Raw genomic sequence first — 23361 nt, forward strand, 5'->3', positions numbered from 1 at the left:
CCGGGCGCCGTCGCCGGGCAATCGGCGAGAAGTCCGCGAGAGGTCCCCGGGGATACGGTGCGGTGAATTCGACGGCACCAACGGGGGAGCGCCTTCATGATCACCTCAGATTCCTACGACGACATCGTGGTGGGCGCGGGCACCGCGGGCGCGGTCGTCGCGGCCCGGCTCAGCGAGGACGGCACCCGGCGGGTGGCCCTGGTCGAGGCCGGCCCGCACTACACCACCCGCGAGCAGACCCCCGGCGACCTGCTGAACGGCAACGCGATGTCGCTGGCCCGGCACGGCTGGGGCCTGTCCGCGCAGCTCACCGCGGACCGCCGCACCGCCTTCCCGCAGGGCAAGGTCACCGGCGGCTCCTCCGCCATCGGCAACACGGTGATGATCCGCGCCACCCCCGCCGACCTCGACGAGTGGGCCGCCCTCGGCAACCCGGCATGGAGCTGGGACGAGGCGCTGCCCCGGCTGCGCGCGATCGAGGACGACCTCGACTTCGGCACCGAGCCGTACCACGGCACCGGCGGCCCGATCCCCCTCCGGCGCTGGCGCCCCGAGGAACTCACCACCGTGCAGAGCCTGTTCCTCGAAGGCTGCCTGGAGGCGGGCCACCCGTACGCCGCCGACCACAACCATCCGCTGTCCACCGGCGTGGGCCCGATCCCGTCCAACCGCCGCGACGCCCGCGAGCGGGTCTCCACCGCCATGGCCTACCTGTGGCCCGCCGCCGGCCGCCCGAACCTGACCGTCGTCCCCGGCGCCCTGGTCGACCGGGTGCTGATCGAGGACGGCGTCGCCCGCGGCGTGCGGATCCTGGAGGGCGGCGCCGAACGCGTCCTGACGGCGCGCCGGACCGTGCTCGCGGCAGGGGCGATCGGCTCGCCCGCGATCCTGCTGCGCTCCGGCGCAGGCCCCGCCGGGCACCTGGCGGAGCTGGGCATCCCCCTGCGGGCGGACCTGCCGGGCGTCGGGGAGGGCCTGGTCGACCAGCCGCGGATCGGGGTCTTCCTGACCCCCAGGCCCGGCGCGGCGGACGAGAGCGCCTCCACCGGCCAGATCGTGCTGCGCACCACCGCCCCGGCCCCGGCCGGCGGCACGGAGCGCTTCAACGACATGTACTACGCGATGGTCAACCACTTCAACCTGGCCCACCACTTCCCCCGGCTGCGCGCCGCCGCCGGCGCCGACGGGGTGTTCGGCATCATGGCGGTGGTCCGCCGCGCGTACTCCCGGGGCCGGATCACCCTCGCCTCCGCCGACCCGCGCACCGCGCCGCGGATCGACCTCGGCTACCTCACCGACCCTCGCGATCACGGCCTGTTCGCCGAGGCGGTGCGCACCTGCTGGCAGCTGGCGAACTCGGCCGGGATCGGCGCGCACGCCGAGCGGGTGGTCGGGATGGACGAGAAGACCGTCGAGGACGACGAACTGCTCCGGGAGTACGTCGAGACCACCGTCGACACCGCCTTCAACCCGGCCGGCACCCTGCGGATGGGCCCGGCCGACGACCCGGGCGCGGTGGTGGACCAGTTCGGCGCCGTCCGCGGCGTGGCCGGCCTGCACGTGGCCGACGCCTCGGTCATGCCGTCGATGGTGTGCGCCAACACCGCGCTGACCACCGTGCTGATCGGCGAGCGGATCGCCGAGGCGCTCCAGGCCGTCTGACATTCCGTCGGAAAAGGCGCCGGGCATTCTCGGAGTATTCCCGGCGCGGCCCCGGCTGGGACGATTCTCTCGTCACCGGGAAAAACGTCCGCGCCGCTCCGGCGCGGCATTTCGGAAAGGAACGTCGATGACAGTGGAAAACGCGGCCGCCGGGAACATCCCGGGCGTCGACCCCGAGGTCCCGCACGTCTCCCGGGTGTTCGACCTGATGCTCGGCGGCACCGCGAACTTCGCGGCCGACCGGGCCGCGGCCGAGTACGCGTTCGCCTCCTGGCCGGGCGGCGACGTCGCGGTGGACATCCGGGCGGCGCGCGGCGCGCTGGTCCGGATCGTCCGCCACCTGGCCGCCGAGGCGGGCATCCGGCAGTTCCTCGACATCGGCACCGGCCTGCCCACGAGGGAGAACACCCACGAGGTGGCGCGGGGCATCATCCCGGACGCCCGCACCGTGTACGTGGACAAGGACCCGGTGGTGGTGGCGCACGCCCGCCACCTGCTGGCCGACCTGCCCGAGGACGAGGTCCGCTACCTGCACGCCGACATGAAGGACGTCGACCGGATCCTCGACGAGGCGCGGACCGTGCTGGACTTCGATCAGCCGATCGGCGTGATCCTCTTCGGCATCCTGCACTTCTTCCCCGACGACCAGGGCCCCGCCGAGCTGATGAAGCGCATCGTGGACGCCGTCCCCGCGGGCAGCCACGTCGCGTTCTCCCAGTTCGCCCGGGTCGGCGAGGACGCCGCGATGGACGAGGCCTTCGAGCTGCTCAACCAGCAGTGGGGCGAGTCGGTGGTGCGCCGGACCAGGCAGGAGGCCGCGGACCTGTACTTCGCCGGCCTGGAGCCGGTCGAGCCCGGCGTGGCCGAACTGCCCGACTGGCGGCCGGATCCCGGCGAGTCCGGCCCGCGGCCGATGCCGATGTGGTGCGGGCTGGCGCGCAAGGCCTGACGCCGCGCCCCGCCGCGAGCCGTACCGGACCGCCCAGGCGGCCCGGTACGGCTCTTCGCGCTACCGGGGGCCGACCGCGCGGAAGGCCGCGACCCCGGCCGCCGGGCGGCCGGGGTCGGGGGACGGGCCTGCGCTCTAGCGGCGCATCACCAGTGGTTCCTCGCTGAGCAGGTAGGCGCCGACCGTCTCGAAGTGCGAGTAGGAGAGCGCGATGTGCTTGGTCACCGCGTTGATGTCGCGGAAGGCCCGCTCCAGCCGGCTGGAGGCGTACATCGAGGACGTCCCGGCCAGCGTGAACACGGTGTCCACCGCGGCCGTCGCGGCCTCGCCGACCGTGGCCGAGGCCAGCCGCACCAGCGCGCTGAGGTCGGCGCCGGCCGTACCGGACTCCTCGACCTGCCGGGCCGCCTCGAACAGCAGCAGCCGCGCCGAGTACAGCGCCGCCTCGGCGCGCCCGAACCGCTCCTGGACGACGTGGTTGGCGGCCAGCCGCTGGGTGCCGCTGGCCGGGGTCTTGGCGTGCGCGGTGGTCCAGAAGGCGTCCAGCGCGTCCTGCGCCACTCCGAGCGCGACCGGCGCGGTGGAGAACGGCCCGAAGTCGAAGTACCCGACGGGGTAGGCCCGGGAGTCCCGCTCCGGCGGCGCCTGCGCCATGCGGCCCTTGCGGACGGCGTACGCGTCGGCGACGAACCGCTCCTCGACCCGGAAGTGGTTGCTGCCGGTGCCGCGCAGGCCGACGGTGTACCAGGTGTCCTCGATCCGGACCTCGGAGGCGGGCACGAACAGCATCACGATGTCCGGGCCGGCCGGAGTCTGCACGGGCTGCCAGTCCTCGCAGACCAGCGCCGTGCAGACCAGCCAGTCGGCGTGCGCCGAGCCGGAACCCATCGCCCACTCGCCGCGCAGCAGCCAGCCGCCGTCCACCGGCTCGGCCAGGCCGGACGGCTTGACCCCGCCGACCGCGAAGCCCTCGCAGTCCCGGAACAGCTCCCGGGAGGTCTCCTCCGGCAGGTAGTCGGACAGCCGGCCGATGGCGCCCTGGACGCCGATCTGCCAGGACACCGAGGCGTCGAGCCTGGCCAGCGCCTCCAGTGCGTACATGCCGGCCGTCAGCGAGACCTGCTCGCCCCCGAACGCGTGGGAGACCCACATGCGGGTGAAGCCGGCGTCGCGCAGGGCCGCGTAGACCTCGCGCGGCATCTGCCGGTCGCGCTCCGCCGCGTCCCGGTGCGCCTCGACCACCGGGGCGACCCGGTCGACCCGGCCGAGCCACTCGCTCTGCTCGGGGGTGGGCGCGGACTCCGGGAGCCGGTGCCGCTTCAGACGGTCGTTCATGGGGTTCGCTCCTTCGATCCGGTCCGAGCCGCGCGCCACCGTTGACGGGGCGGGTATCCGGGAGTGGACACCAGTGTCGGGCGGGCCGCCGGGAGCCGACTCCTCCCAACGTGCCCTCTCGGACGGTCGATCCCGCGGCCGATCGCGGTCGATCCCGGGGGCCCCCGGGCGTCGAGCCCGCCCGGCAGGCCGAAGGCGGCGGACCTCCCCGGCACCACCGTGGTGCCGGGGAGGTCCGCCGCCCCGGAGTCGGCGAAGCCGAGCAGTCGGTCAGTCCCCGAAGGCCTCGCAGACGCCCAGCAGGCTCTCCTCGAAGCCGCCCTCCGGCATGCCCTTGCCGGCGGTGAACACCAGGGCCTCGTCGTAGACGCCGTCGAAGACGGCCGCGAACCGCTCCCTGGCCTCCGCGGGCGTGCCGTGGACGGTCAGTGTGTCGAGCATCCGGTCGGAGACGGCGGCCGCCACGCCCGGAATGTCGCGCCGCGAGAACGCCTCGCGGATCGCGGCGAGTTCGGACTCGAAGCCGTGGAAGGAGATCAGCGGCGCCGCCGAGGGCAGGATCGCGAACACGCCGATCTGCACCGCGGCGAGGGTCCGCGCCTGCTCGGCGTTCTCGCTCACCGCACAGGTGATCATCCCGGTGATCGGCACCGGCGCCTCGCGCCCGGCCCGCTCCGCGGCGTCGGCGAGCGCGGGGCGGACCACCTCCTCGACGAACGCCGGGCTGAAGATGGGCTGGCCCAGGAGGCCGTCACCGACCGTGCCCGCGGTGCGGATCATCGGCAGGCGGCCGCCCGCCACCAGGATCCGGGGGCGGCTGTCGCCGGCCGCCGGGTCCGCCGGCTCGGGCCAGGGCTGGAGCAGGGGGTCGGCCGGAATGCGGCAGCGGTAGAACGCGCCGTCGTGGTCGACCGAGGTCGTTCCGACCTCCCAGATCCTGCGGACCAACGGCACCAGTTCGCGCAGCCGGGCGGCCGGGCGGCGCTCGTCGAGGCCGTGCCAGTCCGCGATCACCTGGGGGTTGCCGGTGCCCAGGCCCAGCTGCACCCGGCCCGGCGCGAGTTCCGCGAGCGAACGGAACTCGGTGGCGAGGGTCACCGGCGTGCGGGCCATGGCCCAGGCCACGGCCGACCCGATCCGGATCCGGGAGGTGGACCGGGCCACGGCGGCGAGGGTCACGACCGCCGAGCGGTCGTAGAACTCGCTCGTGTGGAACGACGGCAGCCCGCGCCGTTCGGCCTCGACCGCCATCCGCACCGCCAGGGGCACCGTCCCGGCCTGGACCGCCAGGCCGGGCCTGGTCTTCAATCCGCTGTTCACAGGAACTCCGTTCGCGAGGACGCCGTCAGGTGGTTTCGGCGCCGGGGTCCGAGGCCGCCGACATCAGGGAGGCCTCGAAGTGCCCGATGACATCGCCGATCACCTCGGCGCTGTGGAACGCCGTGTCGTGGACCAGGTCGAGGGTGAGCCTGCCGTCCGCCGTCGATCCGTAGAGCGAGGGAACCGGTCCGCGGGACGTGCCGGCCCAGCGGCTGTCCGTGATCCGCAGGCCGTCGGGCACGGGATGGTCCTCGATGACGCCGATGTTCGACACCATGAAGGACATCGGCGGGAGCGGCGTGGGCGTGCCGGCCAGCCGCTGGGCCACCAGCCTGTGCTGGATCTCCTCCTGCTCCAGGAGCGCCTTCAGCTTCGTGCCGATGCGACGGCCCACCTCGACGGGCCGCTCGCCGGCGTCGACGTCGGTGGCGGACACCAGCCGCGCCACACAGCAGAACGGGGCGTCCGGAGGGATCGGGGGAGTGACGCGCGGGCGCAGGTCGACGGCGAAGGCCGCCGAGACCGGCATCCGCCCGGCGCCGGGGAACCGGGCGCGCACCGCGCAGGCCAGGGCCCCGGCCAGCAGGCTGGTGAGGGAGATCCCGCCCTTGCGGGCAGCGGCGACCAGCGCCGCGGTCGTGTCCCGGTCGTAGCCGAGGCCGTGCACGCCCTGCGGGCCCGGTTCACCCGGTTCGCCGGGTTCGCCGGGTTCGCCGGCCAGCGTCAGCGGCGGAGCGGTCTCGGCCGGAAGCCGCACCGGGCCCGGTTCGTACGCCGCGAGCAGGGCCTCCTCCAGCGACCCCTCGAACGCGGACCTACCGCTCGGCGCGGGTTCCACGCCGCGCGACAGATCGGTGTAGTAGCCGAGCAGCCGGCGCAACAGGAGCGTGTTCAGCCGGCCGTCGGTGCCGGCGTGGTCGCCGGCGAGGCTGAGCACCGCCGAATCGGCGGTCCGGGACAGCGAGATCCGGCTGAGCGGACGGTTCCCGGGGAGGGGGACGTTCAGCTCGTCCGCGAGGGAGTTGGCGTCCGGCGCTGCGACGGCCAGCCCCGGCGCCTCGTCGGACAGCACCAGGGCGACGTCGTCATCGGTCCGGAGCAGGGAACAGCGCAGCAGTGGATGGTCGCGCTGCAGCAGCCGTGCGGCCCGGTCCATGACCGAGGCGTCCACCGGGCCCTCCAGGCGGACGCTCGCCACGACGGGACCGACGCGCCGGGAGTAGAACAAGGACTCGAAGAAGGTCAGGGAGCGGCGCTCGCTCGTCATGGGCGAACCTTTCGTACGTCCGGGGTCACGGCGAGGGGTCCAGGCCCTAGATCAGGTGCGAGTTGGGCTCCAGCCCGCACAGGATGCGGCCGTAGAGTTCGAGGTTGGTGTTCGGGTGCAGGACTCCGTGCAGGCAGATGGTCTGGAGGTCCCGGTCGATGCGCTGGATCGGGACGTCGGAGTAGACGGAGGAGCCGCCGCTGGCGGTCCTGAGGATGTCCATCGCCTCCTTGGCGCGCATGCACGTGGCGCCCATGTCCATGCGGGCCAGGCCCCGCTCCGTCAGGGTCCAGTCCGCGCCGGTCGCGGCCTTGCCGTCCAGGCGCTCGGCCGCGCGGCGCACGTGGAACTCGGCCTCGTCGATCTTCACGGCCGCCTCCGCCACCTGGAGGTGGGTGAGCGGGGCGTCGATCTGGCGCTTGTAGTCGGTGTAGGTGATCTTCCGGGTGGGCAGCCGCTCGAAGAAGACCTCGCGCGCGGCCTGGACCATGCCCAGCGGGACCGCGCTGACGCCGGCGGAGGCGATCGGGGAGAACAGGGACTTCCACACGGGGGAGTCGGCGTTCTTCAGTGAGCGGTGCCGGCCCTCGCGGATCACCGGGGTCATCGGCAGGACGCGCGCCTCGGGGACGAACAGGTCCTTCACGATGGTCGTCACGCTGCCCGTGCCGCGCAGGCCCGAGGTGAACCAGTCGTCGACGATCTCCAGGTCGGACACCGGGACGAGGACGATGACCGGGATGCGGTCGCCGTTCTCGTCGGCCAGCAGGGCGGAGTGGACGAACCACTGGCTCTGCGTGACACCGGTGCAGAACGGCCACCGGCCGTTGAGGATCACGCCGCCCTCGGTCGGGACGGCGATGCCGCCCGGACTGATGCTGCCGCCGAGCCGGACGTCCGGGTCGGCGAAGACCTCGTCCTGCACCTCGTCCGGGAACAGCCCGGTCTGCCAGGTGCCGATGGCCATCGTGGCCGAGGTCCAGCCGAGGGAGCCGTCGCCGCGCGAGAGTTCGGAGATCACGGCGCACACGGTGCGGGCGTCCGATTCGTAGCCGCCGTAGCGGTGCGGGACCCGCATCCTGAGCAGGCCGGCGTCGATCACCGCCCGGAGCACGTCGTCGTGCAGGACGCGGTGCTCCTCCTGCCAGGCGGCGTGCTTGCGGATCAGCGGGACCAGTTCCGTCGCCCGGCCGACGAGCTCGTCATGCTGCGGTGCCCCGAGAGTCGTCACGTGCTGCTCCTGAGTGTGAAGGTGGGGAAAACCTGGCGGTTTCGACCGTAGGGCGGCGCGACGCGGGACCCATCTTCGTGGTTGCCCTGTCGTTCACGGGAGTCGAGCCGGTGCCGACAGGGCAAGCCCGGAGAACTCCGGCCGGCCGGTTCGGTGCAACAGTCGCACTGTTCCGGCTGTCATCGGACCACTCGTGGGTGGAGGAAAACGTGCGTGAACCGTATCGGGTAGCGGTGTGGGGGACAGGTCAGGTGGGAGGAGCCGCGATCAGGGAGATCGTCAGGCTCGATTCCCTCGAACTCGTCGGCGCCCTGGGGTACCGGGTGGAGAAGCAGGGCCTCGACGTGGGCGAGGTGCTCGGGATGGGCCCGCTGGGGGTGGAGGTCGCCGCGGACCCGGCGGCGCTCATCGACGCGCGTCCCGACGTGGTGCTGTACGCACCGCTGGACCCCGTCGACTGGAAGCGGACCGACGACGACATCCTGTCGCTCCTGCAGGCCGGGATCAACGTCGTCACCTCCCTCGCCTACGAGGGCCTGCGCTACCGGGACGACGGCGCGCTGGAACGCTTCGAGCGGCTGGCCGGGGCCGGCGGGGCGACGCTCTACGCCACCGGAGTGAACGGCGACTTCATCGGCGAACGGCTGGTCACGACGCTGTCCGGGCTGTGCAGCGACGTGGAGCACATCACGATGAAGGAGATCTGGCGCTCCGACTCCGTGGGCAGCGGCCTGTTCGACCAGTTCGGCTTCGGCAAGCCCCTCGACCAGGCGGCCCTGGGCGAGGAGTTCCTGATGACCGGGCTGGAGCGCTACCACTCGGTGTCCATCCGCAACGTCGCCCGGCACATGGGAGTGGTCCTGGACTCCGTGGAGACGAGCAGCCTGAAGCTGGTCGCCCCCGCGGACATCGAGCGGTCCAACGGGCCGTCCATCCGCGCGGGAACGCTCGGCGGCCGGGTGATCCGGATGTCGGGGATCAGCGGCGGCAAGGAGTTCTACCGTTCGGAGGGCATCTTCTACTGCGGCGACGACCTCAAGCCCGCCGAGGTCACCGCGGACACGTGCTGGTACATCGAGATCGAGGGACGCCCGTCCCTGCGCACGACGGTGGTGGCCAGCGCCTCGACGCGCGACAACAGGCTCCACTACGCCGACGACCCCACCGCCCCCGGCTTCTACGCCATCGCCGCCCCGATGATCCAGGCGATCCCCGTCGTGGTCGAAGGCGCCCCGGGAGTGTGGGAGCACCCGCCGGCGGCCCTCCACTACCGGCGCGAGCTACGGGCCCTGTGACCGACCCGGACCTCGTGGGGCTCCGGCATCGCGGGTGGCGATGCCGGAGCCCCACGCCGCTACACGGGGGACCGCCGGTCGGTGGGAGGGCCTACTGCGCGGGCGCCAGCTTCGGGCTGTTGTGGTAGGCGGCGATCAGCCACTGGCCGTCCCGCTTCTCCAGCACCCAGGTCGCCGTCACCTTGCCCTCCTCCGGAGCCTCGGTCTGGCCGCCGAACAGGATCGCGGACTCGCTGACGAGGATCGCGGCGTCCTGTCCCAGGAAGCGCAGGCTGATCTGCTTGTTGGAGGTCGAGCTGCCCTTGAGCGGCCCCGCGAACGCGAAGGCCATGTTCTCGCGGATCACGTCACGGCTGTCGCGGAACGAGCCGGTCATGATGGCGGTCGCGTCCTCCGTGTAGTTGGCGACCATGCGGTCGGCGTCGCCGGCCTCCCACGCCTTGTACGAGTCGGCGAGAACGGCCTCGATGGCGGCGACGTCTTCCGCACGCTTGTCCGACATTCGATTCTCCCTTGCGATCGGTTCGCCCGGACGATCCGGCGAACTCGCCAATACATACCGACGGCGGGGCCGGAACTCATCGCGCCCGCGGAAAAAAGATCGGTGACTCTTCCGGCGGTCGGGCCGGGGCCCGGATCCGGGCGGTGCCGGGCCGGTGGATCCGGGCTCAGGACACCGCGACGGGCAGCCCCCGCGCGTCGAGCGCGGCCGGCAGACCGAAGGGCGCGAAGACCTCGGCCGTCTGGAACACCGACGTCCGGCTGATGCCGGCGGCGGTGACGGTGAAGACCTGGAGCGTGTGCAGCCGGTAGCCGTCACCGGCGCGGCAGTAGGCGGCGAACCCGGGCTGGCCGTTGGCGGCGACGGTCCTCAGCCGCCAGTCCGTTCCGGCCTTGTCGAAGACCCACTCCATGAACAGGCCGTAGTTGTGGCGGCCGGAGAACCAGTTGAGCATCGGCGGCATCTCCATGAGCACGTCCTCGGTGAGCAGCCGCTTGAGGCTCTCGACGTCGGCGTTCTCGAAGGCCTTCATGTAGCGCTCGATCCAGGCCCGCTGCTCGAGCTCGGGCGGCTCGCTGAGGCCATCGTCCTGGATCCCGACCTCCTTCAGCCGGGTCCGTGCCCGCTGCAGGGAACTGTTCACCGACACGACGGTGCTGCCGAGGATCTCCGCCGCCTCGGAGGAGGAGAAGCCGAGCACGTCCCGCAGGATCAGCGCACCGCGCTGCCGCGCCGACAGATGCTGCAGGGCCGCGGCGAACGCCAGGCGCAGGCTGCTGCGGTCGATCACGGCCCCGGCCGGATCGGCCGTCCTCAGCAACGAGTCCGGCAAGGGCTGGAGCCAGGGCACGTCGTCCCCCAGGACCAGTGGGGCCAGCGGCTCCGACTCCGCCACCAGCCCCGACGGCAGCGGCCGCCGGCCGTGCGCCTTCAGGGCGGTCAGGCAGGCGTTCGTCGCGATCCGGTAGAGCCAGGTGCGCACCGAGCTGAGGGACTCGTCGTACTGCTCCCGCGCCCGCCACGCCCTCAGGTACGTGTCCTGGACCAGGTCCTCGGCGTCGTGCACCGTGCCGAGCATGCGGTAGCAGTACGCCAGCAACTCCGGCCGGAACGGCTCGATCAGGCGATCAAAGCCCTCATCCTTCGTCGTCACGCCCAGGCTCCTTCTCTGCTCAGACCGAGGACACCGTACTCGAGGACGGCGCGTGGTGTGAGTTGATCTATCGCAGAGGACGGCTTCCTGACGAACCGTGGGACATGGTCGTCGCCGTGGTGTATGCGGCGGTGTACGCGGTGGCTGCCGGTCGGTCCGGTGCCGTCTCGACGTCTCGACGTCTCGATGTCAGGGCGTCGTGGGTGCGGCGGGCGCGGCGGCGGGACCGGAGGCGGCGGCCAGCACGCCGGTGGCCAGCCACATCGCCGGGTTCTCCGCCACCGTGCGGCCGTGCCCGATCCGCCGGTCGTCGTGGGCGAAGACCTCGGCGTCCCAGCCGTGGCCGGCCAGCCAGGGGGCGAGTTCGTCGTGGGCCGACAGCCACTCGATGCCGTAGGTCCTGTTCAGCGCGCGCAGCTCCCGGCCCGCCTCGCCGAGCATCCTGACCGCCAGATGCTCCAGCAGGAGCGCGCTTCCCGGCGCGGACAGGGCGGTCAGTGCCGTCACGAGCCTCTCCACGGCGCTCTCGGCCAGGTAGAACACCAGACCCTCAAGGAGCCAGACCGTGGGCCTGCCCGGGTCGAAGCCCGCGGTCAGGAGCGCGGGCACCCAGTCGTCGGACAGGTCCGCGACGACGTCGCGGCGCGCGCACGTCGGCGCGAGGCCGGACCGCGCGACCAGCGCCGACTTCGGCTCGACCACCTCGGGCAGGTCGACCTCGTACCAGTCGGTGCCCTCCGGGCAGTCCAGCCGCAGCGTGCGACCGTCGAACCCGGCGCCGAGGGAGACGACCTGCCGGACCCCGCCGCGCAGCGCGGCCCGGATGCCGTCGTCCAGGAACCGGGTGCGGACGGCGAAGTAGTCGGTGGTGAACTTCTCGTCGCTGTCCATGCTCTGGCCGATCGCCGCGGCGATCCTGGCGAGGGTGGGATCGTCGGCCAGGATCTCCAGGATCGCCTCGGCGAACGGGTCCTGGAACAGCGCATCGGGGCGGCGGCCTTCCATGCGCCGGGAGCAGGCGATGAATATGGCGCTCTGACCGACGCTTCCGTTGAGTACCTTCAGTTCGGTCATGCGGCTCTCCTTGAGTTCGCGCGCGGTGGTACCGGCGAGGATGATCACGGTCGGCCCTGGGCGAACGGATTGCCGGTGAGGATCCGGCGCCCCAGCGAGGCGACGAGGGGGCCGTCCACCTCGCTGAGCCGCTTGGCCTCGATCCACTCCGGATCGGCGAGCAGGGCGTTCCACTTGCGCTCGAGCTCATCGTAGGAATCGAATCTCAGGACGTAGACGATCTCGTTCATGGTGTTCGTGCCGAACTCGGTCAGCGAGATGAAGACGACCTCCATCCCGTGCCTGGCCAGCCCCTTCAGCGCATGCTCGTTGAACCTGCGGATCAGGGCGGGCATGCGGCCGGGGACCGCGGTGTATTCGCGCAGCTCGTAGATCATGCTGTGTTCGCTCCCAAGGTCTGTGTCGTGGCCCTTGCTGCGCAGATGGAGGGCGAGCGGCGGCCCCGGCCTGAATCCCGGGCCGGTTCGAGCGCTCCGCCGGGAAGCCTAGCCCCGGCGCGGGAGGCGGTCTTCTTCGTGAATGCTCTGATTGCGGGGGTTCGTGCCGCCCCCTCCCCGGCCGGCCGCGCGTCCTGCGGGTTACGAGCGGAACGGGCGTTATGGATAATGACGTTGACGTCGCATCAACTTCCATCACGCGTCACTTCCGCCCCATCCAGCCCAGTAGCTCGGCCCGGCGCGGTGGACGGCGTCGGGCCCCGCGTTCCGACTCCGTGACCGAGAGGCTCCAGCATGACTCGCGCAGGGACCAGCCCCAGGATCGTCGTGGTGGGAGCGGGCCTGGCCGGCACCGCCACCACCATCAGAATGCTCCGCTTCGCCCGCCGCCCGGTCGAGATCGTCCTGCTGGAGCGGCGCGCCGACTACCGCGCCGCCGGGGTCGCCTACCACCGGGACGGCAACCCCTGGGACCATGTCTTCAACATCCAGGCCGGGCGGATGTCGGTGTTCAGGGAGGACGTCCTCGACTTCGTGCACTGGGCCAACCGGGAGGCCGATCGCGGTGACTGGCCCGCGCAGTGGGCCGACCACGAGTTCACCGAGCCGGGGCCGGCGCCCCGGCGGATCTTCCAGGACTACCTGGAGCAGCGGCTCGCCGAGGCCGCCCGGGAGGCCTACCCGGGCGTCGTGCTCACCGAGGCCGAGGGTGACGCCGTCGACCTCGCCCTCACCCCCACCGGGGCCGACCTGACGGTCCGGCGGGGCGACGGCGCGGAGCACGTGATGGCCGCCGCGCACGTGGTCCTCGCCACCGGCCTGGAGCTGAAGGACCTGCCCTTCGCCACCGAGGTGCTGGAGCACCCGGGGTTCGTCCGCCACCCCTATTCGGCCGAGGGCGTGCGCAAGCTGGAGGCGCTGCCGCCCGGGGCCGACGTGGTCGTCGTCGGCTCGGTGCTCAGCGCCTACGACTCGGCGGGCCTGCTGCTGCGCCGCGGCCACACCGGAAGCATCCGGCTGGTCTCCCGCACCGGGACGATGTTCCGCACCTATCCGGGCACCCACGAGCACGGTGTGCTGCGACTCTCCTGTCCCAGCACGCTGCTGGAGCCCTACCGCAACCGCGAGGAGTTCCTCGGCCGGGTCCGGGCGGAGTGGAAGGCGGCCTGCGCGACCGTGGCCCGCGAGTATCCGGACGTCGCCCCCGAGGTGGTCGCCGAACGGGTCGCCAAGGCCTGGGAGCCGCACCTGCCCACCGCCATCGAACGGATCCCGTCGGACGAGCTGCGCTCCCTGCTGGACGAGTTCGGCACCGCGGTCGCCGCCCTGCGGGTCGGCGCGGTGCGGTACACCATCGAGGTCATCGAGCGGGCGATGGAATCCGGCCCGCTCCGGCTGCTGGTCGGGGCCGTCCAGTCGGTCACCCCCGCCGAGTCCGGCCGGCTGGAGGTCGCCGTCGCCACCGCGGACGGGAAGCTGGCCGTCCAGGCGGACCTGGTGGTCTCCAACTTCGGCCGGGAGAGCGACTACCTGCGGGTCGGGGAGCCGCTGTGGCGCAACCTGCTGCGGCGCGGTCTGGCCACCGCGCACGAGCGCACCGGCCGAGGTCTCGACGTCGACCACCGCGGCGTCCTGCTCGATCCCTCCGGGGCGCCCAGCGGTCCGCTCACCGCCGTCGGCCCGCTGCGCGAGGGCGACGAGATCGTGCGCAACGGCCGCACCGGTGCCTTCGCCTTCAACCTCGCCGCCATCAAGAACCACTCCATCGCGGTCGCGGCCCACGTCATCGAACAACTGGAGCTGTCCGAGCCCGTCTCCGAGTCCTTCTCCGAGCCCGTCCCCGCGGCCGGTCCGGGGGCCGGCGCCGCCGCCGGCTCCGGCCGGCCCGTCGCCCCGGAATCCGGACGGGCGCGCGACTTGGCCGGATCCGGTACCTCCGACGGCACGTTCGAGGAAGCAGCCGACCCCGTGTTCGAGCAGGCTGTGAACCTGGAGGTGAGGAGGATGGCGACCGGCACCCGTGCCCAACGGGAGCGGATCGACGCCCGCCTGGACGCCCTGATCGGCTCCTCCACCGCCCCGGACGACCCCGGACACCGCCGCCGACTGCGGACGGCGGTCGGCCGGTCGGCCGTCCGGAGACTCACCGACGTCTCCGTGACGCCACGCCAACTTCGGCTTCACCTGGGGATCCCGGACAGCGCGGACACCTACGAGTCCATGGAGGACTAATTGAACGGGCGACGGATCCAGGGCTTCATGCTCACCGGTGGCACCCGAGCGACCCTGCGCGGCACCTGCAACCGCACCGGGCACCCGCAGGCGGGATCCATCCTGATCGCCCCCCATCTGGAGGCGGGCCTGTACGACGCCATCGTCGCGGCCGACGCCGTGGTCTGCGGCGGAGGCGGCCAGACCGGCCACATGCAGTCGCTCTGCCGCGGCCGCGGCATTCCGGTGCTCAGGGTCGACGAGGCCGACCTCGCCGCCCTGGTCGGCGAGGTCACCCTCGACCTGGAGAACGGGGCGATCCTGCTCGAACCCGACCCGGCCGCGGGGTCCGCCCCCGCGCCGGGTCCGGCCGCCCCCACCGCGGAGCAGCTCGGCGCCGCCTGCGCGGTCATCGCCGACTTCCAGGACATCCGGACCGTCAACTCCTGCGGGCCGAACGCGAAGCGCGTCGACTCCTTCTTCATCCGCGAGGAGTTCCTCTGCCTGGCCGCCGGGCTCAGCCCGCTCGACGCCCTCGACGGAGGACCCGAAGAGATCACCCGCTACGGGCGGGCCATCGCCGAGCGCCTCGTCGCCTTCGTCGACGAGCTCCTCCCCGACCAGCGCCTCATCCTGCGCCTGCTCGACCTGCGCTCCGACCACGCCGCCAGCGTCACCGAACAGTCCGCCGTCGCCGTCGAACCCAACCCCGAGCTGGGCCTGCACGGCGCCCGGTGGCTGCTCGGCTCGACCGCCTACCGGGACGCCCTGCACACGGTGCTCGACACCCTGCGCACCCGGCTCGGCGACGAGGCGGCGCGCGTCCACCTCTCCGTCCCGTTCCTCAACGACGCGGACGAGTACGCCCAGTTACGGGCCCACCTCGAACTCCCCGCCACCGTCTCGCTCTCCGCGTTCATCGAGACCCCGGCCGCGGTCCACGCCACCCCGCAGATCTGCGCCGCCGGCGCCAGCGAGCTCTTCGTCGGGGTCAAGGACCTGGTCCAGTTCTACCTGGCCGCCGATCGCGGCAACCACCTCGTCGCCGACTCCTACCAGACCCGCCATCCCGCCGTCCTCGACGGCGTCCGCCGGGTCGTCGAAGCCGCCCGCGCCGCCGGCATCCCGGTCCGGGTCTTCTCCCTCGGCACCGACCTCGCCCACTACCTCTCCCAACTCCCGACCCCCGACGGCTACATGATGTGCACCGCCGAACTGACCCGGGTCCTGCATCCCGAGCGCGTCGATCTGACAAACTGAGCACGTTGGGAGAAGCACTTCCGGCGCGAGGCCATCAGTCTGGGGCACGCCCCGCCGTCCCACCGCCTCGCCGCCCCGTCGGCGCGAGGGCTCCCAGGCATCCTCCCCCCGTAGGAGAACCAGACTGATGACGACGTACACCGCACCGTCGAACCCCGGCTCGAGAAAGCTGTTGAGCCGGCTGAGCCACGGATCGCACCGCGCCGCGCTGAACCTCTTCATGGTGGTGGTGCTCGCCCACTGGGCCGAGCACCTCACCCAGGCGTACCAGATCTGGGGCCTCGGCTGGTCGGTTCCGAAGTCCAAGGGTCTGCTGGGGCTCCAGTTCCCGTGGCTGGTGACGTCGGAGTGGATGCACTACGGCTACGCCCTGGTGATGATCATCGGGCTGTTCCTGTTGCGCCCCGGGTTCGTCGGGCGGGGCCGCACCTGGTGGACGGTGGCGCTGGTGATCCAGTTCTGGCACCACATCGAGCACCTGCTCCTGCTGCTGCAGGCGCAGACCGGGCACTTCCTGTTCGGAAAGACGGCGGCGGTCTCGGTGCTGCAGCTGGTGTTCCCCCGGGTCGAGCTGCACCTCTTCTACAACACCGTCGTCTTCATCCCGATGGTGATCGGCATGTACTACCACCTGCGGCCCAACCACGACGAGCTGTCCGAGATGACGTGCAGCTGCAAGCACGCCGTCCACCGTCACGAGGCCGCGGCGACCGCGTGAGTGGCACCGGATCGACGCAGTCCTTCCAGCGCGCCGTCGCGCTCGGCGTCGGTGTGGTCGTGCTGCTCCTCGTCGGGCTGCTCTGGATCAGCGCTCGCCAGCCGGTCCGGCTGGCGAGCGTCACTCCGGCCGACGGCAGCGGCCTCGCCCAGGCCCCGAGCGAGGTCGCTCTGACCTTCTCCGGCGACGACTTCCAGCCCGGATCGGTCTATCTCCAGGTCAACGGGCCCAACGGCCTGCCCGTCAGTGACGGCAGCCCCCGGCTGGACGGCCGGCGCCTGGTCTCGCCGGTCCGGATCGACGCCGAGGGCACCTACCAGGTCACCTACCGGCTCGTCCTGGACGGCGGCCGCGAGGTCTCCGGCACGACGGCCTTCGGGGTCGGCGCCGCCACCGCCATCGCCACCGACAGCCGCCCCGTCGCGGACCCGGCGGACGAGGGCAGCCCGACCCACGAGCACGGGATCGAGGGGGCCTGGAACGTCCTGCTGCTCTGCGCCGACGCGGTCCTGCTCCCGAGCGCCCTCTACCTGGTGTTCCGCCGCCCCCGCCTCCGGCGCCCCCGGGCGCGTCCGGGCCGGCCGTACGGAGAAACCGGCACTGCCACGTAGGGAGGAATGCCGCATGAAGCTGCGCCACGGACTCACCGCGTTCCTGCTCACCGCCGCCTCGGCGGCCGTCGTCGTCGCACCCGGGACGACCTCGGCCGCCGCCGGCTGCTCCTACACCTCCAGCAACCAGACCCCGCTGGTGGACATGGGCGGCTCGACCTACCAGGGCCAGTCCGGCGGACTGTACCCCGGCGCGAGCAACACCCGCCCGGCCGCGCACACCCGGGCCGGCAAGGACATCGCGCTCCAGCACGTGCTTCCCCGCAACGCCGCCGGCCAGGTCGACCCGGTCAACGGCAAGGTGGTGCTGATCTCGATCGGCATGTCCAACACGACCCAGGAGTTCCAGGCCTTCATCGCCAGGACCACCCGGTACGCCGACCTCAACAGCCGGCTGGTGATCGTCGACGGCGCCCAGGGCGGTCAGGACGCCCACGCCTGGGAGGACCCGGCGAGCGCCACCTGGTCGGTGCTGGCCGGCCGGCTGAACGCCGCAGGGGTGACCGCCGCCCAGGTCCAGGCCGTCTGGATCAAGGAGCAGTACGTGGGCGACAACCTGGGCGCCTTCCCGGCCGGTGCCCGGTCCCTGCGCGACAGCCTCGCCGCCATCGCCCGCAACGCCCGCGCCGAGTACGCCAATCTGGCACTCGGCTACGTCGCCAGCCGCATCTACACCTACAACCCCGCCCGCAGCGCCGGCGCCTACCAGCAGGGCTTCTCCGTCAAGTGGCTGATCGAGCAGCAGATCAACGGCGACCCCACCCTCGCGTACGGCGCCGGCGGCGTCGCCCCCTGGCTCTCCTGGGGCCCGTACCTGTGGGCCGACGGCCTGGGCGCGGACAACGCGGCCGGCGGCGTCCCCGGGCGCGGCGACGGCCTGGAGTGGAAGTGCTCGGACCTCGAAGGCGACCTGGTGCACCCGGGTCCCACCGGCGAGCAGAAGGTCGCCACTATGCTGCTGAACCAGTTCAGCACGGATGAGACGACCGTCTCGTGGTTCAACAAGTAACGTGCTACGGAGGCTGATTCGCATGCCGCACATCGCCGTCCCCCACCAGCGACCGGGCATCCGGGGGCTGATGGCCAGCAAGCCCGCCTCGGGGCGCGCACTCAGTGAGCTCGCGGAGCAGCTGCTCCGCGGCGAGTCCCCGCTCACCGTGGGCGAGCGCGAGCTGATCGCCGCGTTCGTCTCCGCCCGCAACGAGACCCGCTACTGCACCGGCTCGCACAGCGCGGCCGCCGCGCACACGCTGAGCGGAGGCGACTACACCGTGGTCGACGCCGTCAAGCGCGACCTGGCGACCGCACCGGTCAGCGAGAAGATGCGCGCGCTGCTGGAACTCGCGGGCCACGTCCAGGTCAGCGGCCTGGCCGTCACCGACGAGCACATCGCCGCCGCCCGCGCGGCGGGCGCCGACGACGAGACCATCCACGACACCGTGCTGATCGCCTCCGCGTTCTGCATGTACAACCGCTACGTCGACGGCCTCGCCGCGATCACCCCCGACGACCCCGCGGTCTACGACGAGATCGGCGAGAACCTCGCCTCCAAGGGCTACCTGCCCTGACCCCGCACCCCCCCCAGGCCCAGGCCGGCCCCCGCCCGGCCTGGGCCCACCCCTGCCCGCGCTCCCGCCCGAGGCGAGCGGGCGAGAGCGGCGAGTGGGGGCGGGGGTCACATGGTGGTGAGGAGGGTGCCCTCGTAGGCGAGCCATTGGGCGTAGGCGTGGAGGCCCTTGGTGGGGGCGGTGGTGGGGGTCCAGGCGGGTGGGCGGGGGGTGTTGGTGAGGTCGGGGGCGGGGGTGGGGTGGGCGGGGGGTGTGGGGTGGGTGTGGACGGGGACGGGGCGGACGGAGGCGTGGACGGCGTTCGCCAGGTCGGCGAGGGTGGTGGGCTTCTCGGGGGCGACGGTGAGGGAGCGGGTGGCCGGGCGGGTGCGGAGCACGGTGAGGACGGCGTCGGCGAGGTCGTCGACGTAGACGGGGTGGATCTCGGTGTCGGGGTCGCCCTGGACGGTCACCGGCTGGCTGCGCAGGGCGTCCCACACCATGCGGCCGATGAGGGTGTCGCGCGAGCAGCCGGGGCCGTACACCTCGCCGACGGCCAGGGTGTACGGCCGCGGGTCGCCGGGCAGGTGGATGCGCAGCTCGCGGGCCGGGGCGCCCTCGCGCAGGCCGGTCAGGTCGAGGACGGCGTCGAGTGCTCCGGTGTCGGCCGGGTCGGTGAGGTCGGCCAGCCGCCGGAGGAGGTGCTCGCCGAGCGGTGAGGCGCCGCCGCGCACGGTGAGGCCGCCCCGCCGCCGGGGCCGGCGGGGGGCCGGGCGGTCGGCGGCCTCGCGACCGGCGGTCAGGGCCCGTCGGGCCACGGCCGCCAGGGCCTCGCGGCGTTCGGCGATCCGCTCCTCGGTGCTGGTGTTGCTGATGCCGCCCGGCCCGATCGTCGCGACCGCCTCGGCGTACACCTCGGGCCGCACCTCCGGCGCGGAGCCGTCGACGTCCAGGCCGAGGCGGGCGGCCTCGTGGCCCATGGCGAGGGCGGTGAGCCACGTCCCCCGGACGTCCGGCGCGTCCGACTCCGGTCCGGGCGGCGTGAACAGCGAGTCGGGCAGGTCCAGACCACGCAGGTACTGCTCGCAGTCCATGTGCAGCCACCGCTCGGGGCCCGGCCCGGGGACCCGGACGGCGCAGCGCGCGACGCCGTACTTGAAGAACGGCAGGACGGTCAGGCCGGTCAGCCGGCGCCCCTCGTCGTCGCCGGGCCGGTCGCCGGGCAGGAAGCAGACCGAGCGGCGCGGCCCCCGGAAGGCGTTGCCCGAGATCGAGCCGTGGTCCTGGTGCTCGGTGAGGTTGGGCACCGAGACGTAGCGGGGGACGCCGAGGTCGGTGAGGTAACGGTGCATCAGGATGTCGTCGGGCCAGGCGCCGAGGCGCGCGCGGCCGTAGCGGACGAAGCCGTCGGCGACGGCCCGGGGCAGTACGATCGCGACGCACGGGAAGTACTCGTTGACCGCGCCGGCCCAGCGGGCGCCGGCCATCGCGCCGAAGCGGATCGCGGCCCCGTTGCGGGAGTCCCACAGGGCGAACAGGGCCAGCGCCGCGTCCGGCATCGCCTCGATGGCGAGGTTGACCCGTTCGAAGAACGATTCGGACAACAGCATGTCGTCCTGGATCACGAGTTGGTGGGTTGCGCCGTCCTCGATGGCCTCCCAGGCGGCGAGCGCGGTGCGCAGCACCGAGGGAGTCCCGGTCGGGTCCGGGTCCATGACGACGCGTAGCGCGCCAGGGGGAGAGGTCTGGACCATCCGCTCGGCGTCCGGCCGGCGCTTGGGGTGGGTCATGACCACCCCGCTGAGCTGATGGCTCGTCACTTTTGTACCCTTTCATCGGTGGGACATACGGGATTTGATGGCACTTCTGGAACCAGCGAATACTGCGGGTGCCATCGATTCCGGACAGTACGGATCGCGCCGTGGGCTGGCAAGAGTGCCGAATTGGCACTGGCGTCACGGTTGGTGTCCCAAGGATGCTGGACGGACACGCCACCTTCCGTGGGAAGCATGTGGCTGTGTGTGAGCGCGTTTTCTAGAGTTCGCCGTCTTCACGGAGGGAACCCCATATGTCCGCTGGATCGCACGCGCCGTCGAACGAGTCCGCACCCGACGCGGGGGAGAGCGTCGAGTCCCGGTTGGAGAAGCTCCGCGATGCCCGCATCGTGGTGACCGGAGGTGGGGGCCTGGTGGGAAGCCGGCTCACCGCCCTGTTGTGCCGGGTCGGTGCCGAAGTGGCCGTCCTGGACCGGATGGACGCCTACCCCGAGGACGGGCACGCGATATTCGGGGTCGAGAAGACCGGGGCCAAGCTGGTCGTCGGGGACGTCTGCGACCGCGACGCGGTCGCCGGGCTGCTCCGGGACGCCGACTACGTGGTCCACGCCGCCGCCTACGCGGACGTGGCCGCCTGCACCCGGGACCCCGACATCGCCTTCCGCGCCAATGTGCAGGGCACCCAGGTGATCCTGGAGGAGCTGGCCCGGACGGCCGTGCGCCGCCTGGTGCTGGTCTCCTCCGCGTCCGTGTACGGCGACGGCCCGACCGACTCGCCCGGTCCGCACATGTTCCACGAGGACCAGGCGCTGTTCCCGCTGTCGGTGTACGCCAACGGCAAGTTGTGGGCGGAGCACCAGACCCGGCTGATGCTCGGGGCCTCGTCCGCCACCGAGTACGCGATCGTCCGCTACTTCTCCGTCTACGGCGATCCGCAGATCCCGAAGCCGGGCAGCCACTCCTGGATGGTGCCCTGGCTGTCCCTGCAGGCCAAGCTCGGCCGGCCGATGCGCCTGAACGGCGGCGGCGTCCAGGTGCGCGACATGATCCACGTCCAGGACGTGGCCGAGGCGACGGCGCTCGCGCTCGTCGAGGAGGGGATGGCGGGGCAGACGGTGAACGTCGGGACCGGGCGGCCGACGGCGGTCCGGGAGGTCGCCGACCTGCTGATGCCCTACTTCCCGGAGGCCCGCCGGATCGTCACCCCGCGCCCCGAGGGCGACCCGCTCGGCGGGTTCGCCGACACCGAGCGGAGCCGGGAGCTGCTGCGCTGGCAGGCCCGGATCGGCGTCGCGGAGGGCGTGGACCGGTACGTGCGCTGGCTGGAGAAGACGCCGGAGGCGGTGCCGCGCTGGCTCGCCGAGGACGGCGCGTGACAGTCTGTGGCGCCGTGGCCGTCCGCCGTGGGGCGGAGGCCGGAGGAGGCGGTGCGCGCATGGGTTACGTCGGGTCGTACGTCTGGTCGCTGCGTCAGAAGATGGGCGGCGCCAGGCTCCTGGTGCCGGGGGCCCAGGTCCTGCTGCTCGACGGGGCGGGCCGGGGGCTGTTCCAGCAGCGGGTCGACAACGGCGTGTGGGAGCTTCCCGCGGGCGCCTGCGAGGAGGACGGGGGCTTCGCCGACGCCGCCGTCCGGGAGGTGGCGGAGGAGACCGGGCTGCGGGTCGCCAAGGAGGACCTGGTCGCCTTCGGGTCGCTGTCCGAGCCGGCCGTGCACACCGTGACCTACCCGAACGGGGACGTCAACCACTGCTTCGCGCTGTGCTTCGCGGCCCGGCGCTGGTCGGGGGAGCTCTCCCCGGGGGCGGACGAGGTGCGCCGGGCGGAGTTCCGGTCCCTCGACGACCCGCCGGCGCCGCTGCACCCGCCCACGCGGATCGTCCTCGGGATGTACCGCGCGTTCGTCACCGACGGGAGGTTCCAGGCAAGGTGAGCGAAGAACAACCGATCCGCGTCGCGGTGCCGTGCCGGGCGTGTCTGTCGGGGGAGGACCTGGACTGGCTGGGCGACGGCCGCTCGGTCAGCCTGGCCCTCGACCTGCCGACCACGGTGGAGGTCCTGCCGGACGGGCCGTCCGGCGCGCCGGAGCGGACGGACGGCGACTGGCCGGAGCAGGTGTGGGCGTTCCTGGGCGAGCGGCTGGCCGGGGCGGCCGGCCCCCCGCCGGCCGTGCGCGTCGGCAGCGAGGCGCCCGCCGCCAGCGGGCTGTCCTCGTCCACGGCGCTGATCGTGGCGCTGTTCCGGGCGTTCGCGCAGGCGGTGGAGGAGGCAGGGCCGGACAGGACGCCGGACGCCGTACTCGTCCAGTGGGCGTACGAGTTCGAGTTCGCCCGCTTCAACGGCGGCGGCATGGACCACCTCGCCGTCGCCGAGGGCGGCGCCCTGCTGATCGACGGCCGTGAGCGCGGTCTGCCGGTGGTCCGGGAGCGGCTGGAGTTCCCGGAGGACTGGGGGGTGGTCGTGGTGGATTCCGGGACCCGGAAGAACACCGCCGACCACATCCGCACGGTGCGGGCGCAGCTCGCGGCGGGCGACCCCGACCTCGCCGCCTACCGGGCGGAGGCCGACCGCGCGTCGGGCGCCGCCTGGGCGGCGCTGCGCCGGCGCGACCACGAGGCGCTGGGGGAGGCGATGAGCCGGGCGCACGCGGCGATGCGTGACTTCCAGGGCATGTCGACCCCGCTCCTGGAGGAGCTGCGGGCGCTGGCACTTCGCTCCGCCGCGCTGCCGCTCAAGCTCAGCGGCGCCGGCGGCGGCGGTTCACTGGTCGGCGTCTGCCCGGCGGCCGACCTGCCCGGGGTGGCCGCGCGGCTCGCCGACGCGCTGCGCGGCCCCTTCCCCGGGGCACGCGTGATCCCCGCCCGGGCGGCTCCGGGGAGCCGGAGTGCCCGGGCGGGGAACCGGGCCGGGGGGAGCGCCCGCGGGCGGCCGGCCCCGCCCCCGGGACACGGACGGGGGGGTTTGCCGATAGGGAGGGCGGGGGGGGGGGGGAGAGGGGGGTCTCCGGAGGGGTTTTA

Annotated in this window: 21 protein-coding genes; 12 read left to right on the forward strand and 9 right to left on the reverse strand. The window is 72.8% G+C overall.

Annotation, left to right across the window (positions count from 1 at the left end; translation table 11 throughout):
• The first annotated feature begins 96 nt into the window (after nt 1-96).
• Nucleotides 97-1662: a GMC family oxidoreductase gene (locus ABT093_RS22800; protein WP_350567107.1), complete on the forward strand. Its 1566-nt coding sequence runs from the start codon at nt 97-99 to the stop codon at nt 1660-1662.
• Between the two features lie 127 nt (nt 1663-1789).
• Nucleotides 1790-2611: an SAM-dependent methyltransferase gene (locus ABT093_RS22805; protein WP_350567110.1), complete on the forward strand. Its 822-nt coding sequence runs from the start codon at nt 1790-1792 to the stop codon at nt 2609-2611.
• A gap of 135 nt (nt 2612-2746) precedes the next feature.
• Here the strand turns inward: ABT093_RS22805 and ABT093_RS22810 are convergent, their stop codons facing one another.
• The 4 genes from ABT093_RS22810 to ABT093_RS22825 all read right to left on the reverse strand — a co-directional run bounded on the left by ABT093_RS22810 (nt 2747) and on the right by ABT093_RS22825 (nt 7764).
• Nucleotides 2747-3946, reverse strand: coding sequence for an acyl-CoA dehydrogenase family protein (locus tag ABT093_RS22810; RefSeq protein ID WP_350567113.1), 1200 nt, complete (start codon nt 3944-3946; stop codon nt 2747-2749).
• 270 nt (nt 3947-4216) lie between these two features.
• Entirely contained in the window at nt 4217-5266 is a 1050-nt protein-coding gene (locus tag ABT093_RS22815; RefSeq protein ID WP_350567115.1) for an LLM class flavin-dependent oxidoreductase, read from the reverse strand.
• A 25-nt stretch (nt 5267-5291) separates the two neighbouring features.
• Nucleotides 5292-6533 (reverse strand): phthiocerol/phthiodiolone dimycocerosyl transferase family protein, encoded by a 1242-nt coding sequence (locus ABT093_RS22820; RefSeq protein ID WP_350567118.1) that lies wholly within the window; start codon nt 6531-6533, stop codon nt 5292-5294.
• Nucleotides 6534-6579: 46 nt separating this feature from the next.
• Nucleotides 6580-7764, reverse strand: coding sequence for an acyl-CoA dehydrogenase family protein (locus tag ABT093_RS22825; protein ID WP_350567120.1), 1185 nt, complete (start codon nt 7762-7764; stop codon nt 6580-6582).
• A 233-nt stretch (nt 7765-7997) separates the two neighbouring features.
• Here ABT093_RS22825 and ABT093_RS22830 point away from each other — a divergent pair, with 233 nt between their 5' ends.
• On the forward strand, nt 7998-9059 hold the full coding sequence (locus tag ABT093_RS22830; RefSeq protein ID WP_350567170.1) for a hypothetical protein: 1062 nt from the start codon (nt 7998-8000) through the stop codon (nt 9057-9059).
• A gap of 91 nt (nt 9060-9150) precedes the next feature.
• On the opposite strand, the gene ABT093_RS22835 is transcribed toward ABT093_RS22830, so the two are convergent.
• The 4 genes from ABT093_RS22835 to ABT093_RS22850 all read right to left on the reverse strand — a co-directional run bounded on the left by ABT093_RS22835 (nt 9151) and on the right by ABT093_RS22850 (nt 12165).
• Nucleotides 9151-9561, reverse strand: a complete 411-nt coding sequence (locus ABT093_RS22835) for an SgcJ/EcaC family oxidoreductase (protein WP_350567123.1) — start codon at nt 9559-9561, stop codon at nt 9151-9153.
• Between the two features lie 166 nt (nt 9562-9727).
• Complete coding sequence (locus tag ABT093_RS22840; RefSeq protein WP_350567125.1) at nt 9728-10714, reverse strand: sigma-70 family RNA polymerase sigma factor; 987 nt, start codon at nt 10712-10714, stop codon at nt 9728-9730.
• Between the two features lie 189 nt (nt 10715-10903).
• On the reverse strand, nt 10904-11788 hold the full coding sequence (locus tag ABT093_RS22845) for an SAM-dependent methyltransferase (RefSeq protein WP_350567127.1): 885 nt from the start codon (nt 11786-11788) through the stop codon (nt 10904-10906).
• 44 nt (nt 11789-11832) lie between these two features.
• Entirely contained in the window at nt 11833-12165 is a 333-nt protein-coding gene (locus ABT093_RS22850) for an NIPSNAP family protein (protein ID WP_350567129.1), read from the reverse strand.
• Between the two features lie 354 nt (nt 12166-12519).
• On the opposite strand from ABT093_RS22850, the gene ABT093_RS22855 reads away from it, so the two are divergent.
• From ABT093_RS22855 to ABT093_RS22880, 6 genes are all read left to right on the forward strand, one after another.
• A complete protein-coding gene (locus ABT093_RS22855; protein ID WP_350567131.1) occupies nt 12520-14457 on the forward strand; it encodes an FAD/NAD(P)-binding protein in 1938 nt (645 codons plus the stop codon).
• Nucleotides 14458-15696, forward strand: a complete 1239-nt coding sequence (locus ABT093_RS22860; protein WP_350567134.1) for a putative PEP-binding protein — start codon at nt 14458-14460, stop codon at nt 15694-15696. It begins immediately after the preceding gene.
• A 127-nt stretch (nt 15697-15823) separates the two neighbouring features.
• Nucleotides 15824-16414, forward strand: a complete 591-nt coding sequence (locus tag ABT093_RS22865) for a hypothetical protein (RefSeq protein WP_350567137.1) — start codon at nt 15824-15826, stop codon at nt 16412-16414.
• Nucleotides 16411-17025: a copper resistance CopC family protein gene (locus ABT093_RS22870; protein ID WP_350567140.1), complete on the forward strand. Its 615-nt coding sequence runs from the start codon at nt 16411-16413 to the stop codon at nt 17023-17025. Before ABT093_RS22865 ends, ABT093_RS22870 begins: the two co-directional genes overlap by 4 nt.
• A 13-nt stretch (nt 17026-17038) precedes the next feature.
• Nucleotides 17039-18034 (forward strand): hypothetical protein, encoded by a 996-nt coding sequence (locus ABT093_RS22875; RefSeq protein WP_350567143.1) that lies wholly within the window; start codon nt 17039-17041, stop codon nt 18032-18034.
• 22 nt (nt 18035-18056) lie between these two features.
• Nucleotides 18057-18593 (forward strand): carboxymuconolactone decarboxylase family protein, encoded by a 537-nt coding sequence (locus ABT093_RS22880; protein ID WP_350567146.1) that lies wholly within the window; start codon nt 18057-18059, stop codon nt 18591-18593.
• 107 nt (nt 18594-18700) lie between these two features.
• Here ABT093_RS22880 and ABT093_RS22885 read toward each other — a convergent pair whose 3' ends face one another.
• Nucleotides 18701-20392, reverse strand: a complete 1692-nt coding sequence (locus tag ABT093_RS22885) for an NAD-dependent epimerase/dehydratase family protein (RefSeq protein WP_350567148.1) — start codon at nt 20390-20392, stop codon at nt 18701-18703.
• A 248-nt stretch (nt 20393-20640) separates the two neighbouring features.
• Here ABT093_RS22885 and ABT093_RS22890 point away from each other — a divergent pair, with 248 nt between their 5' ends.
• The 3 genes from ABT093_RS22890 to ABT093_RS22900 form a co-directional block, all read left to right on the forward strand.
• Nucleotides 20641-21723, forward strand: coding sequence for an NAD-dependent epimerase/dehydratase family protein (locus tag ABT093_RS22890; RefSeq protein WP_350567151.1), 1083 nt, complete (start codon nt 20641-20643; stop codon nt 21721-21723).
• 59 nt (nt 21724-21782) lie between these two features.
• Nucleotides 21783-22277 carry an NUDIX domain-containing protein gene (locus ABT093_RS22895; RefSeq protein ID WP_350567154.1) on the forward strand — a complete coding sequence of 165 codons (495 nt, stop codon included), beginning with the start codon at nt 21783-21785 and terminating at the stop codon, nt 22275-22277.
• On the forward strand, nt 22274-23361 hold a 1088-nt coding region (locus ABT093_RS22900), incomplete at its 3' end, for a GHMP family kinase ATP-binding protein (protein ID WP_350567156.1). The genes ABT093_RS22895 and ABT093_RS22900, both read left to right, overlap by 4 nt.

Origin of the sequence: Kitasatospora sp. NPDC002551, from assembly GCF_040296005.1 — a bacterium.
Taxonomy (GTDB): Bacteria; Actinomycetota; Actinomycetes; order Streptomycetales; family Streptomycetaceae; genus Kitasatospora.